The 13,247-nt window shown below is 72.5% G+C and carries 11 protein-coding genes; 5 read left to right on the plus strand and 6 right to left on the minus strand.

The window, feature by feature from the left end; translation table 11 throughout:
* The first annotated feature begins 60 nt into the window (after positions 1-60).
* Positions 61-450: a MarR family winged helix-turn-helix transcriptional regulator gene (locus ACIBK5_RS01565; RefSeq protein ID WP_399015023.1), complete on the plus strand. Its 390-nt coding sequence runs from the start codon at positions 61-63 to the stop codon at positions 448-450.
* A 31-nt stretch (positions 451-481) separates the two neighbouring features.
* Here ACIBK5_RS01565 and ACIBK5_RS01570 read toward each other — a convergent pair whose 3' ends face one another.
* From ACIBK5_RS01570 to ACIBK5_RS01580, 3 genes are all read right to left on the minus strand, one after another.
* Positions 482-883 carry an SseB family protein gene (locus tag ACIBK5_RS01570; RefSeq protein WP_184595591.1) on the minus strand — a complete coding sequence of 134 codons (402 nt, stop codon included), beginning with the start codon at positions 881-883 and terminating at the stop codon, positions 482-484.
* A 148-nt stretch (positions 884-1,031) separates the two neighbouring features.
* A complete protein-coding gene (locus tag ACIBK5_RS01575; RefSeq protein ID WP_399015024.1) occupies positions 1,032-1,772 on the minus strand; it encodes a Type 1 glutamine amidotransferase-like domain-containing protein in 741 nt (246 codons plus the stop codon).
* Between the two features lie 35 nt (positions 1,773-1,807).
* Positions 1,808-2,467 carry a 1,4-alpha-glucan branching protein gene (locus ACIBK5_RS01580; RefSeq protein ID WP_399015025.1) on the minus strand — a complete coding sequence of 220 codons (660 nt, stop codon included), beginning with the start codon at positions 2,465-2,467 and terminating at the stop codon, positions 1,808-1,810.
* A gap of 173 nt (positions 2,468-2,640) precedes the next feature.
* Between ACIBK5_RS01580 and ACIBK5_RS01585 the strand changes: the two genes are divergently transcribed.
* The 4 genes from ACIBK5_RS01585 (at position 2,641) to ACIBK5_RS01600 (ending at position 9,169) form a co-directional block, all read left to right on the plus strand.
* On the plus strand, positions 2,641-3,834 hold the full coding sequence (locus ACIBK5_RS01585) for an MFS transporter (protein WP_399015027.1): 1,194 nt from the start codon (positions 2,641-2,643) through the stop codon (positions 3,832-3,834).
* A 29-nt stretch (positions 3,835-3,863) separates the two neighbouring features.
* A complete protein-coding gene (locus ACIBK5_RS01590) occupies positions 3,864-5,630 on the plus strand; it encodes a beta-galactosidase (protein ID WP_399015028.1) in 1,767 nt (588 codons plus the stop codon).
* Positions 5,624-8,014 (plus strand): beta-galactosidase, encoded by a 2,391-nt coding sequence (locus tag ACIBK5_RS01595; RefSeq protein WP_399016181.1) that lies wholly within the window; start codon positions 5,624-5,626, stop codon positions 8,012-8,014. Before ACIBK5_RS01590 ends, ACIBK5_RS01595 begins: the two co-directional genes overlap by 7 nt.
* An 87-nt stretch (positions 8,015-8,101) precedes the next feature.
* The gene (locus ACIBK5_RS01600) at positions 8,102-9,169 is read left to right on the plus strand and encodes a LacI family DNA-binding transcriptional regulator (protein ID WP_399015030.1); all 1,068 of its coding nucleotides are present in this window, start codon (positions 8,102-8,104) and stop codon (positions 9,167-9,169) included.
* A 5-nt stretch (positions 9,170-9,174) separates the two neighbouring features.
* Here ACIBK5_RS01600 and ACIBK5_RS01605 read toward each other — a convergent pair whose 3' ends face one another.
* From ACIBK5_RS01605 to ACIBK5_RS01615, 3 genes are all read right to left on the minus strand, one after another.
* Complete coding sequence (locus ACIBK5_RS01605; protein ID WP_399016184.1) at positions 9,175-11,184, minus strand: heavy metal translocating P-type ATPase; 2,010 nt, start codon at positions 11,182-11,184, stop codon at positions 9,175-9,177.
* Between the two features lie 76 nt (positions 11,185-11,260).
* Positions 11,261-12,544: an NAD(P)/FAD-dependent oxidoreductase gene (locus ACIBK5_RS01610; protein ID WP_399015032.1), complete on the minus strand. Its 1,284-nt coding sequence runs from the start codon at positions 12,542-12,544 to the stop codon at positions 11,261-11,263.
* A 29-nt stretch (positions 12,545-12,573) separates the two neighbouring features.
* Positions 12,574-13,239 (minus strand): haloacid dehalogenase type II, encoded by a 666-nt coding sequence (locus ACIBK5_RS01615; protein WP_399015035.1) that lies wholly within the window; start codon positions 13,237-13,239, stop codon positions 12,574-12,576.
* Positions 13,240-13,247: the final 8 nt, after the last annotated feature.

Here is a 13,247-nt window from a genome sequence, read left to right on the forward strand (position 1 = left end):
GCCACAAAGAGGCCGCTCCATGCACAGTCATTGAACCTCGGACCGGTGTACCGTTCGGTCATGGCAGCGAAAACGGCTGGTGCGGGGCTCGAGGAACGGTGGCGGGCCATCCTGTCGGCGCACGCGCGCACGATGTGCGAGATCGACCGGGCGCTCCATCCGCACGGCCTCGGCGCCTCCGACTTCGAGGTCCTGGACATGCTCGTGACCGCCGCGCCCGAGGAGGGCGAGCAGTGCCGGGTGCAGAATCTGGTCGGGCGGGTCCATCTGAGCCAGAGCGCGCTGTCGCGGCTGATCGCCCGGCTGGAGAAGGACGGTCTTGTGACACGCACCGTGTGCGTGGAGGACCGGCGCGGCGTGTGGGTCTCCCTGACCTCCAGGGGCCGTGACCTGCACGCCGAGGTGCTGCCGCTGCAGCGGGCGGCGCTGGCCCGGACGCTGGGCGCGTAAGGCTGCCCAGGCCCGGACCGGACCGGTCGCCCTACGGACGTGCCAGCAGGGTGCGGACTCCCTCCGAGGTGAGCGTCAGGCGGTGCTCCGAGCTGCCGTCGATGGTGAGCGACAGGTCGTCGGCCGGCCACTGCGCGGCGAGGGCGCCGAGCGGCACCATGCGGTAGCGGGAGACGAACGGCAGCAGCCCGGCCATCTCCACCTCGGAGGTGAACACGGGCACCACCGGTTCGCCGCCCGGCTGCTCCAGCACCGGCAGCGCCACCGCCGAGGGGTTGGCGGCGTCGGCGTCGTTGGCGTCGTCGGGCACGGGGATGAGCACGTCGCTGTCGGCGAGCGCGTTCAGAGCCGCCGCGTCCTCGGTGTTCTCGGCGAGGACGTCCAGAGCCCGCTGGGCGGGCGTGGGCGTGGGGTTGTTTGCGGGTGTCTCCATGGCAGATTCCCTGGTAGCGGCGGTCTTGCGGCCCACCCGGGACATGATCCGCCCCGGGCACGGTCCTGCTCGCGTACCCGATCGGGGCCGGGACAATCCTGGTGGATCACCGATGTTCAGGGGATCAGTGGGATGTGGCGGGTGCCGATCACCGCCGAGGCGGGGAGCTGGAAGGCGTGAGGGCCCGGCAGGGCAGCCCCTGCTCACGCACCCCGCCGCTCCCGTCCGGCTCCACCCGGTACACCCCTGCTCCGGGCGCCCGGGTGACGGCTTCCGTGAGCACACCGTCCGTGAAGAGCGCTCCGGCCCCGTCCTCCACCGCCCAGCCCGCCGTCAGGTTCCCCGCCGCCACGGCCGCACGGTACGAGGGCCGCCGGCCCGGTTCACTGTCGTAGTGCGGGCAGACGGAGCCGGGCAGCAGCCCCAGCCCGTCGGTGAGATACGTCAGCGGCCCGAAGGAGTCGGTGTGCGAGCCCTCGGCCCAGCAGTTGGCACCGGCGCTGATGCCGCACAGCAGCGTGCCGAGGCCGTAGGCCTCCCGGAGCAGCCGGTCCACGCCGTGGGTGCGCCAGACCGCGAGGAGGTTGGCCGTGTTGCCGCCGCCCACGTAGACGACGTCCTGGACGAGCAGGAAGGAGCGCAGAGCGTCGTCGTCCAGTTCCCGGCGGAACAGGTGCAGGACGGAGGGTTCGCAGTCAGGGCGTGATCCGAACGCCGTGCGGAACTGCTCGACGTAGGCCGGCGCGTCTCCGCTGGCCGTGGGCACGAAACACACCTTGGGGCGGGGCCCGCGCGCCTGAGCCAGCACCCAGTCGTCCAGCAGACCGTCGTCATCGGTGGAGAAGCCGCCCCCGAGGAGGGCGAGACGGTGTGGGGGTTCGGCGGCCACGACGGCGCCTTTCTGGATGAGGGCGGGCGGGCAGGTCAGGCCGTGGGACCGCTGTGCAGAACGGCCAGCGTCCCCCGGGTGCGGATGCCGTCCGGCAGTTGCCAGGAGCCGGTGAGGTGGCCGGTCGCTCCCTGCGCGGGAGTCAGCGGCGTGTCCGGGGCGGGCTGGAGGACCCGGTTCAGACGGAGGGTCGCGCCCTGGGGCGTGGTCAGCAGGGTGCCGTCCCGGTCGTCGCTGGCAGTGAAGTCCGCGGGGAGGGGCCCGTCGCCGGTATAGGAGGCGGTGACCTCGAGGTCGGGGGCGTCGCTGATGTTCTGGTCCTGGGCCTGCACCCGTCCCTCGATCAAGGCCGCCAACTGGCCGACCGTCACGGGGTCGTGGCAGCCGTCGTAGGCCCAGCGCCGCCCGAGCACGCCGTGCTCCATGGTGCCGACGAGGGCATGCTCCGCACCGTCGAGCGGGGCGCCGCGGTAGGTGAGCGGCACCAGGTAGACGATCGGATGAGGGCCTGAGGTGTCGGTGACGACAAGGAACTCGATCCCCACCTCGCCTCGCGGATCGTCCAGCCGGAACCCGCCGGCCTTGACCAGCTTCGGCTCGGCCGCGCCGGCGCGGTACCAGGGGCGGGTGGGCAGCCAGGAGGTGAGGAGCTCCAGCTTGGTCGGTGTCAGCGTGGTGTGGTGGATGACGGCCATGCCGGTCCCCTCCCCCTCGGGTCGATGCGAGCCGTAGGACACGCAGCATATGTTCGAGCGGATCCGGGGATGTTGACGACCGTGATGTTACCGGTAACATCACGTCTGCTCCAGCCGTACGCGACTGTGTCCTCCGCCCACCCCACCCCGATGGGCCGTCCTCCGGAGTCCGCGTGACCGACCAGCCGACCGCACAGCTCGCCCCCAGCCCCTCCCCCATCTCGACCTCTCCGGTCTTCAGCAGGGCCGCCGTCGGGGCGTCTTGCGTCGGCTTCGTTCTCATCGGTGCGTTGCAGGCGCTGTACGGGCCCGCGATCCCGGCCTTCCGTGCGGAGTTCGGGCTGTCGCCCTCCGCCGCCGGGCTGGGGCTGAGCGCCCACTTCGTCGGCGGTGTGGCCGGTGTGCTGCTGTTCGACCGGCTCTACGGCCGGGTCGGCAACCGGCACATCCTCGGGAGCTCCTATCTGCTGATGGCCGTCGGCGCCGCGGGCTTCGCGCTGGCGCCCGACTGGCCCACCGCGCTCGCGGCGGCACTGCTCGCGGGGCTCGGTTTCGGTGGCATCGACTACGGCCTCAACCAGCTGTTCGCCGTGGGCTTCGGCCACCGATCGACCGCGATGCTGAACATACTCAACGCCCACTTCGGCATCGGCGCCATCCTCGGCCCCGCCCTGATCGGCGTGGTCGGCTCGGAGCACTACCCGGCCGTCTTCCTCTGTTTCGCCCTCGCCAACCTGCCCTTGCTGCTGTGCCTGAGGGGAGTCCGGAAGGACGTGCCCCTGCCGGGTGGGGCCGAGGACGGCCGTGGGCGGGTTCTGGGCCGCAGCCTCGGCTCCGTGCTCGCCGTCTTCGTCGCGCTCTACGTCCTGCACGTCGCCGTCGAGGCCGGTGTCGGCGGCTGGGAGCCCACGCATCTGGAGACCGTCGGCTACGGCGCGGGCGTCGCGGCCACCGCCACCTCGGTGTACTGGCTGATGATGACCGTCGGGCGCTTCCTGGTCGCCCCGCTGGCGCTGCGGTTCTCCGCGCAGGCCATCATCACCGTCTCGTGCGCGGGCATGACGGTGTGTCTGCTGGCCGCGTCCGTGCCCACGCTGGCCCCGTACGCGTACGCCGGTGTCGGTCTGTTCATCGCGCCGGTCTTCCCCACCGGCCTGCCCTGGCTGAACCGGGCCGCGCCGCGGGCCCGGCGGGCCGGTGCCGTGGTCATCGCGGCCTCCATGGCCGGCGGTGTCGCGGCCGGGCCGGCGCTGGGCAAGGCCATCGAATGGTCCGGGATCCGCGCGGTGCCGCTCCTGTTGTGCGGGGTCTCCGCGCTGTGCCTGGCCGCCACGCTCTGGCTCATCCGCGCCACCCGATCCCACTGACTCCCCCTACTCCGAAGGGAAGCCTCCGCATGCCCGCTCTGACGACGACGTCCGACGGATTCCTGCTGCACGGCGAGCCGTTCCGGATCCTCTCCGGCGCGCTGCACTACTTCCGCGTCCACCCCGACCTGTGGGCCGACCGGTTGCGCAAGGCCCGGCTGATGGGCCTCAACACGGTGGAGACGTACCTTCCGTGGAACCACCACCAGCCGGACCCCGACGGGCCGCTGGTGCTCGACGGCCTCCTCGACCTGCCCCGGTTCCTCCGGCTCGCCCAGGACGAGGGGCTGTGCGTGCTGCTGCGCCCCGGTCCGTTCATCTGCGCCGAGTGGGACGGAGGCGGCCTGCCCGACTGGCTCACCTCGGACACCGACATCCGGCTGCGGACCAGCGATCCGCGTTTCACCGGGGCCGTGGACCGCTATCTCGACCTGCTGCTGCCCGCGCTCCGCCCGTACCTGGCCGCTGCGGGCGGTCCCGTCATAGCGGTGCAGGTGGAGAACGAGTACGGGGCCTACGGCGACGACGGCGCGTATCTGAAGCACCTGGCCGACGCGTTCCGCTCCCGAGGCGTCGAGGAGCTGCTGTTCACCTGCGACCAGGCCGACCCGGAACATCTGGCCGCCGGAAGCGTGCCGGGCCTCCTGGCGGCGAGCACCTTCGGCAGCCGCGTCGAGCAGAGCCTCGGGCGGCTGCGCGAGCACCGGAGCGAAGGACCCCTGTTCTGCGCGGAGTTCTGGATCGGCTGGTTCGACCACTGGGGCGGTCCGCACCATGTGCGGGACGCGGCCGACGCCGCCGCGGACCTGGACCGGCTGCTGTCCGCCGGGGCGTCCGTCAACATCTACATGTTCCACGGCGGCACCAACTTCGGCTTCGCCAACGGCGCCAACCACAAGCACGCCTACACACCGACCGTCACCTCGTACGACTACGACGCCGCGCTCACCGAGTGCGGCGACCCGGGGCCGAAGTACCACGCCTTCCGTGAGGTCATCGCCCGCCATGCGGGCGTCCCCGACGAGCCCGTTCCGGCGCCGGGACCCAAACTCCCGCCCACCGATGTCGAGTTGGACGGCCGGGCACCTCTGCTCCCGCTCGCCGCCTCGCTCGCCGCACCCGTGCTCTCCGACGGCCCGGTGACCATGGACGATCTCGGGCAGCGCACCGGCTACGCGCTCTACCGCACCGCCCTTCCCGCCGCCGGCGACGGCCTGCTGCACTTCTCCGGCGGTGTCGGAGACCGCGCCCAGGTCTTCGTCGACGGCGCCCCGGCCGGTGTGCTGGAGCGCGAACGCCACGACGAGACACTGCCCGTGCGCGTCCCACGCTCCGGCGCGACGCTGGAGGTCCTCGTCGAGAACATGGGCGGCGTCAACTACGGGCCCCGTATCGGCGCACCCAAGGGACTGCTCGGGCCCGTCTCCTTCAACGGCACCGTCCTGCGGGGCTGGGACTGCCGCCCGCTGCCGCTGGACGACGTGGACAGGCTGCCGTTCGAACCGGCCGACGGGGCGGCGGTCACCGTGCCGGCCTTTCACCGCGGCACCTTCGAGGTGGACACGCCCGCCGACGCCTTCCTCGCCCTGCCCGGCTGGACGAAGGGCCAGGCGTGGGTCAACGGCTTCCCTCTGGGCCGCTACTGGAACCGGGGCCCGCAGCACACCCTGTACCTCCCCGCTCCGGTGCTGCGGCCGGGCGCCAACGAGCTGGTTCTGCTGGAGCTGCACGGCACCACCACCACCCGCGCCCAGCTCACCGACACGCCCGACCTCGGCCCGGAGAACACCTGGTGACCCCGCACCGACTGCGCGTTCCCGCGCCCTCCGCAGCTCCGCTCACCGGCCATCTGCCCCTGGCCGACGCGCCGGGCGTGCCCGATCCGATCGAGGTGACCAGCCGCTGGCTCACGCGTGGCGGCCGCCCCTGGTTCCCGGTCTCCGGCGAGTTCCACTACTCCCGCTACCCGAACGAGGAGTGGGAGGAGGAACTGCTGAAGATGAAGGCGGGCGGGGTGACCGCCGTCGCCTCCTACGTCATCTGGATCCACCACGAGGAGATCGAGGGCCGGGTCCGCTTCGACGGCGACCGCGACCTCCGGCGCTTCGCCGGGCTGTGCGCCCGCCACGGCCTGGACTTCGTCCCGCGCATCGGCCCCTGGTCGCACGCGGAGGTGCGCAACGGCGGCCTGCCCGACTGGCTGCTGGCCCGCGCCCGCGCGCCGCGTACCGACGACCCGGCCTATCTGGAGCCCGTACGCAGCTGGTTCACGGCCGTGGCTGAGCAACTGCGCGGCCTGGACCGGGAGCACGGCGGCCCGATCGTCGCGATCCAGATCGAGAACGAGCTCTACGACCAGCCCGGCCATCTGCGCACGCTCAAGCGCCTCGCCCGGGAGGCCGGGCTGAGCGCCCCGCTGTGGACCTCGACCGCCTGGGGCGGGGTGCAGCTCCCCGGCGAGGAGCTGCTTCCGCTGTACGGCGGCTATCCCGAGGCTTTCTGGACGGAGGCGGACGGCGGCTGGCCCGACACCTGCCGCAAGCACTTCTTCTTCACGCACGAGCGGGACGACGAGGGCATCGGCGCCGACCTGCGGCCCACGACGGTGCGCGACGCCGACTCGGCTCCGACGGACCGGTTCCCCTGGGCCACCTGTGAGTTGGGCGGCGGCATGGCGACGGCCTACCACCGGCGGCCCCGTGTCGAGGCCGCCGACGTGGGCGCGCTCGGGCTGACCAAGATCGGCTGCGGTTCCGTGTGGCAGGGCTACTACATGTTCCACGGCGGCACGAACCCGCCCGGAGAACTGACCACCCTTCAGGAGTCGCACGCCACCGGCTACCCCAATGACCTGCCGGTCCTGAGCTACGACTTCCAGGCCCCGCTCGGCGAGTACGGCCAGGTGCGGCCCTCGTACCACGAACTGCGGCTCCAGCACCTGCTGCTGGCCGAATTCGGGCACCGGATCGCGCCCATGGAGTCCGTGCTGCCCGAGCGGCTGCCGGCCGGTCAGCACGATCGTGACACCCTGCGCTGGGCCGTCCGCACCGACGGCACCTCGGGCTTCCTGTTCGTGACCAACCACCAGCCGCACGAGCCGCTGCCGGACCACCCGGAGACGACGTTCAGGGTCGACTTCCCGGACGCGCCCTCGCTGACACTGCCGAGCGCGCCCGTCACCGTGCCTTCCGGCGCCTTCTTCTGCTGGCCGTTGCGGCTGGACGTGGCCGGGCTGCGGCTGGAGTGGGCCTCAGCGCAGCCGGTGTGCACGGTCGAGGCGGACGGTCGCACGGTCCTGGTGCTGGCCGCGACCGACGGTATCGCGCCCGAACTCGCCCTGGACGCGGACACGGTGGCGTCCGTCGCCGTGCCGGCCGGGGGCGGGGCGGTCACGCCGGTCGACGGCCGGATCCTGGTCACCGGTCTGCGGCCGGGCACCGACGCCCTGGTCGAGGTGGACGCGGCCGACGGTTCCCAAGTCGGTCTGCTGGTCCTGGACGCGGCGACGGCCCGTACCGCCTACCGGGGTGTCGCGTGGGGCGCCGAGCGGCTGGTGCTCTGCGGGGACGGGATCGTGTTCGACGGTGAGGAGGTACGGCTGCACAGCCCGGCCGCAGAGCCGTCGTTCGCGGTGCTGCCCGCGCCCGGTTCCGCCCTGGTGGTGGAGGGCGAACGGGTACGGGAGGAGGCGGACGGTGTGTTCAGGCGGTACACCGTCGAGGCGGGGGCCCTCGGTCACACCGCCGCGCACGTCGCCCTGGTCAGGCCCGCCGGTCCGGCCCCGGAGCCCGTGACCGGCGTGCAGGGCCGGGCGAGCATGCCCGCCGACAAACACGTGGACACCGTGGCCGCCGAGTACCGGGTCGACATACCGGAGGAACTCTTGCGGGAGCCCGCCGGTGTTCTGCTGCGGCTGCGCTGGACCGGTGATCTGGCACGGGCGTATGTGGGGGACGTCCTGGTCGCCGACCAGTTCTACTCGGGGCGGGTCTGGGACATCGGCCTGGACAGGTTGCCCGCCGAGGAGTTGCGTGGTCGGGGGCTGCGGCTGAAGGTGCTGCCGCTGGCCGCCGACGCGCCGGTGCATGTGCCGGGGCAGGTGGGTGATGCCTGGCGGGCGGCCGGGGTGGGGCGGGCCGAGTGGGTGGTCAGGCGCGTGTGGGCGGTGCGGACCGGCTGAGGCCGCCGCGGGCACCGCGCCGCCTATGCTGGGCTCCTGCCGGGCGGGTTCAGGACCGCCTCACCCGACGTCGAGGAATCACCCGCCATGACACCGAGCGCCACCGACGGCCCGGTTCCCAAGGGCCGCAGCAGGCGCAACTTCGCGGGGGCGCGGCCGGTGATGGCCGATGTGGCGCGACTGGCCGGCGTCTCCAAGCAGACCGTGTCCCGCGTGCTCAACGACCACCCGGCCGTCCGCCCCGAGACGCGCGAGGCGGTCCTGGAGGCCATGCGCACGCTCGGCTACCGGCCCAGCCGCAGCGCGCGGTCCCTGGCCAGCGGCAGGACCCGGATGCTCGGGGTGATCTCCTTCGACGCAGCGCGCTACGGGCCCGCCTCCATCCTGACCGCGATCAACACCGCGGCCCAGGAGGCCGGTTACCTCGTCAGTTCCATCGCCCTGGACACGGCCGACCACGGGACCGTCGTCGAGGCCGTGAACCGGCTGTCGGCCGAGGGCGCGGACGGCGTCATCGCGATCGCCCCGCAGCAGTGGGTGGGCCGGGCACTGGCGGAGACCGACCTCGGGACTCCCCTGGTGGTGCTGGAGAGCGCCCTCGACGCCAGCACTCCCCTGGTCACGGGTGATTCCCGCACCGGCGCCCGCAAGGCCACCGAGCATCTCCTGGGCCTCGGGCACGCCACCGTCTGGCATATCGCGGGCCCGACCGGCTGGACCTCCGCCGACCATCGGCTGGCGAGCTGGCAGGAGACGCTCCAGGCGGCCGGTGCCGACGTCCCGGCTCCTCTCGTCGGGGACTGGGGCGCCGACTCCGGCTACGAACTGGGCCGTCGGCTGGCCCGGCGCCCGGAGGTGACGGCGGTGTTCGCCTCCAACGACCAGATGGCGCTGGGCCTGCTGCACGCCCTGCACGAGTCGGGGCGGTCCGTCCCCGGCGAGGTCAGTGTCGTCGGTTACGACGACATCCCCGAGGCCGCGCATCTGCTGCCCCCGCTGACCACCGTCCGCACCGACTTCGCCGAGATCGGCACCCGGTCCCTGCGTCTGCTCCTGGACCGCATCGACGGCCCGGGCGAGCGGCCCCGCGTGGACAGCCTCGTCCCCGTCGACCTCGTGGTGCGCGCGAGCAGCGGTCCGCCACCGGTGCGCTGACGGGCTCAGGCACTCCCCTCGGCGGCGGCCTTTCGCCAGGCCGACTCCCTGAGCAGCCGCAGGCCGTTCAGCCCGACGAGGACCGTGGAACCCTCGTGGCCCGCGACACCGAGGGGCAGCGGCAGGTCCCCTGCCAGGTCCCAGACGACGAGGCCGGCGATGAACACCCCCGCGATGACGAGGTTCTGGACGACCAGCCGGCGGGCGCGGCGGGAGAGGGCGACGGTGGCGGGGACGGCGGCGAGTTCGTCGCGCACGATCACGGCGTCGGCGGTCTCCAGGGCGAGGTCGGAGCCCGCCCGGCCCATGGCGATTCCGGTGTGGGCGGCGGCCAGGGCGGGTGCGTCGTTGACGCCGTCCCCGACGACCAGCACCTTGCGGCCCGCGCTCTCCATCTCCTGGACGGCGGCCAGCTTGTCCTGCGGCAGCAGCCCGGCGCGCACGTCGTCGATGCCGGTCTCGGCGGCGAGCTGTGCGGCCGCCCGGGGGTTGTCGCCGGTGAGGAGTGCGGGAGCGGTGCCGGTGAGCGTGGTGAGGGCGGCGACCGTGGCGGCGGCGTCCGGGCGCGGCCGGTCGGCGATGCCGAGCAGTCCGGCGGGGGCGCCGTCGACGACGACCAGGACGGCGGTACGGCCGGACTCCTCCAGTTCCGCGATGCCTTCGGGAGCGTCGTCCGTCAGCCGGGCCGGGGCACCGACCGAGACCGCGTGGCCGTCGACGACGGCGGTCACTCCGACGCCCGGGGCGGAGGTGAAGTTCTCCGCATCGGGCAGGTCGAGGCCGCGCTCACGGGCCGCGTCGACGACCGCCCGGGCCAGCGGATGCTCGCTCGGCCGCTCGGCGGCTGCCGCCAGGGTCAGCAACTCGCCCTCGTCCAGGCCGGATCCGGGCAGCGGCCGGACGTCGGTGACGCGCGGGCTGCCTTCGGTCAGGGTGCCGGTCTTGTCCAGTGCGACCGCGTCCACCTGGCCGAGCCGCTCCATCACCACGGCCGACTTCACCAGCACACCGTGCCGCCCGGCGTTGGCGATGGCCGAGAGCAGGGGCGGCATGGTGGCCAGCACGACCGCGCACGGGGAGGCCACGATCATGAACGTCATGGCGCGCAGCAGCGCGTCGGTGAGCGGCTCGCCGAAGGCGAGCGGCACCAGGAAGACGGCCAGGGTCGCGGCCACCATGCCCAGCGAATAGCGCTGTTCGACCTTTTCGATGAACAGCTGCGTGGGCGCCTTGGTCTCGGACGCCTCCTGCACCATCCGGACGATCCGGGCGATCACCGAGTCGGACGCGTCGCGCTCGACCCGGACGCGCAGGGCGCCGGTGCCGTTGAGGGTGCCCGCGAAGACCTCGCCGCCCGGCTCCTTCGGCACGGGGAGCGGCTCGCCGGTGATCGTCGCCTGGTCCACCTCGCTCGCCCCGTCCAGCACCCGGCCGTCGGCGCCGACGCGTTCTCCGGGGCGGACGAGGACGGTGTCGCCGACCGTCAGCTCCTCGACGGGGACGACCTGTTCGCCGCCGTCGGGAGAGAGCCGGGCGGCCCTGGCGGGGGCCAGGTCGAGCAGGCCGCGGACGGAGTCGGCGGTACGGGCCGTTGCCAGCGCCTCCAGGGCGCCGGAGGTGGCGAAGATGACGATGAGCAGGGCACCGTCCATGACCTGCCCGATCGAGGCGGCGCCCAGTGCGGCGACCACCATCAGCAGGTCGACGTCGAGGGTGCGGTCCTTGAGCGCCTTCAGCCCCTCCCAGCCGGGCTCCCAGCCGCCCGTGGCGTATGACACCGCGTACAGCGGGCCCCAGGTCCAGGCGGGGGCGCCGGTCAGCTGGAGCGGCAGCGCGAGCAGGAAGAAGGCGGTGGCCGCCGCGGCCCAGCGCGCCTCGGGGAGCGCGAGGACACGGGTGCGCCGCCGCGGCACGGTCCCGCTACGTGCGGGTTCCGCCTCCTGGGCCGGCCGCGGCGTGAGGGTGGAAGTCAACAGGGGTCCTTCTGGCGGGGACGCTCGGGCGCCCCTCACCATACAGGAACACATGAAGACCCCTTCATACCTTCATGTACCTCTAACGGGGTCCTCGAACGGCACGCGCGAACGAGCGTCAGCGCAGCTTGTCCTTGGCCTTGTAGTAGGCGCCGCCGAACGGCAGGAACCAGGCGGTGCCGTTGTAGAAGGGCACCGGGACCTTCGGGAAGCCGAGGCCGCGCAGTGGGTTGGCCTCCGGGCGGCCGTCCATCATCTCGGCGACCGCACGGCCCATGTAGGTCGCCATCTGGACCCCGTGGCCGCAGTACCCCATCGAGTAGTACAGGCCGTCGGTCTCGCCCGCGTGCGGGAGGCGGTCCCAGGAGAAGCCGACCATGCCGCCCCACACGTAGTCGATCCGCACCCCGGCGAGCTGCGGGAAGATCTCGGTCATCTCCCGCTTCAGGATGTCGCCGCTCTTGACGTCGGAGGCCGGGTTGGAGGGGGCGAAGCGGGCCCGGCCGCCGAACGCGAGGCGGTGGTCCGGGGTGAGGCGGATGTAGTGGCCGATGTTCTTCGAGTCGACCACCAGACGGCCGTTCGGGATGAGTGACTTGGCACGCTCCTCGCCGAGCGGCTCGGTGACGATGATGAAGCTGCCGACGTTGATGAGCCGCTTGCGGAACCACGGCATCGCCTTGTCGGTGTAGGCGTCGGTCGCGGCCATCACCTGCCTGGCCCGGATGGTGCCGTGCAGCGTCTCGACGACGAAGCCGCCGCCGGGGAGGCGGGTGAGGCCGGTGGCGGCGTTGCGTTCGTGGATCTCCGCGCCGGCCCGTTCGGCGGCCTCGGCGAGTCCGTGGACGTACTTGCCGACGTGCAGGGCGGCGCTGAGCGGGTCGAGCAGGGCGCCGTGGTAGTAGTCGGAGTTCAGCTCCGACTTCAGCTCGGCGCGGGTCAGGAGCCGGGTCTCGTGGCCGAAGTTGTCGGCCAGATCGCGCTGGGTGGCCCGCATGGAGTCGAAGTGCTGCGGTTTGAAGGCGACTCCGAGGCGGCCGGCGCGGTGGAAGTCGCAGTCGATCCGCTCGGTCTTCGTGATCTCCTCGACCACGTCGACCGCCTCGCGGAAGGCGTCGTACAGCTCCCGGGCGCGCTCCTGGCCGTAGCGTTTGCGGGCCTCGCCGACGCCGATGGTGAGGCCCTGGGTGCACATGCTGCCGTTGCGTCCGGAGGCGCCCGAGCCGATCTTGTCCTTCTCGACGAGGACGACCCGGGCGCCCTTGCGGGCGGCGTGGTAGGCGGTGGACAGGCCGGTGAGGCCGCCGCCGATCACCACCACGTCCGCCTCGTCGGGCAGGTCCTTTCCGGAACGGTCGGGCAGGGCGGGGGCGGTGTCGAGCCAGTACGGGATCTGCTTCATGGCGTGCGTCCTCACATCCGTCCGGGGGGTCAGCAGCCGAGCAGCTTCGGCAGGTCCGTCATGTCGCGCAGTTCGTCGTACGGCTGGTAGTCGGCGCTGCCGGGGCGGCCGAAGCGGTTGATCCATACCCGGCGCCTCAGGCCGAGGTCGCGGGTCGGGATGTGGTCGTACTCCCAGCCCTGGGCGGTGTGGATGACCTGGGAGGGCTCGACGCCCATGGTCTTGAAGGCGTGCTCGAAGGTCTGCCGGTCCGGCTTGTAGGCGCCGGCCTGCTGGGCGGTGATGACGTGGTCGAACTCGACGCCGATGTTCTCGACGTTCCGCGCGATCAGGTTGTCGTCGGTGTTGGAGATGATGGCGATCTCGTACCTGGTCTTCAGGGCGCGCAGGGCGTCCGGGACCTCCGGGAACGGGCCGAAGGTGGGGACGGCGTCCACGAGGGCGTCGCCGTCGGAGGTGCGGTACTCCAGGCCGTGCAGCCGCATGGCGTTGCGCAGGCTGGAGTGCAGGACCTCGTGGTAGGGGCGGTAGGCCTCCAGGACGGCCTGGAAGCGCATGACGCGGAAGTCGTCGAGGAACTCGTCGACATCCAGGTTGTCCAGGTCCAGCCGGTCCTGAAGGACCTTCAGGGTCGTGGGGCCGAGCTGGAAGTCGACCAGGGTGCCGTAGGCGTCGAAGGTGACGATCTCTCGCATGGTGTGCA

Origin of the sequence: Streptomyces sp. NPDC050546, assembly GCF_044457425.1 — a bacterium.
GTDB lineage: Bacteria > Actinomycetota > Actinomycetes > Streptomycetales > Streptomycetaceae > Streptomyces.

Excerpts from the sequence above, each read along its gene's own strand:
- ACIBK5_RS01580 (WP_399015025.1), bottom strand. The coding sequence starts at position 2,467 with ATGGCCGTCATCCACCACACCACGCTGACACCGACCAAGCTGGAGCTC.
- ACIBK5_RS01590 (WP_399015028.1), top strand. The coding sequence starts at position 3,864 with ATGCCCGCTCTGACGACGACGTCCGACGGATTCCTGCTGCACGGCGAG.
- ACIBK5_RS01565 (WP_399015023.1), top strand. The coding sequence starts at position 61 with ATGGCAGCGAAAACGGCTGGTGCGGGGCTCGAGGAACGGTGGCGGGCC.
- ACIBK5_RS01615 (WP_399015035.1), bottom strand. The coding sequence starts at position 13,239 with ATGCGAGAGATCGTCACCTTCGACGCCTACGGCACCCTGGTCGACTTC.
- ACIBK5_RS01570 (WP_184595591.1), bottom strand. The coding sequence starts at position 883 with ATGGAGACACCCGCAAACAACCCCACGCCCACGCCCGCCCAGCGGGCT.
- ACIBK5_RS01610 (WP_399015032.1), bottom strand. The coding sequence starts at position 12,544 with ATGAAGCAGATCCCGTACTGGCTCGACACCGCCCCCGCCCTGCCCGAC.
- ACIBK5_RS01600 (WP_399015030.1), top strand. The coding sequence starts at position 8,102 with ATGACACCGAGCGCCACCGACGGCCCGGTTCCCAAGGGCCGCAGCAGG.
- ACIBK5_RS01605 (WP_399016184.1), bottom strand. The coding sequence starts at position 11,184 with ATGGTGAGGGGCGCCCGAGCGTCCCCGCCAGAAGGACCCCTGTTGACT.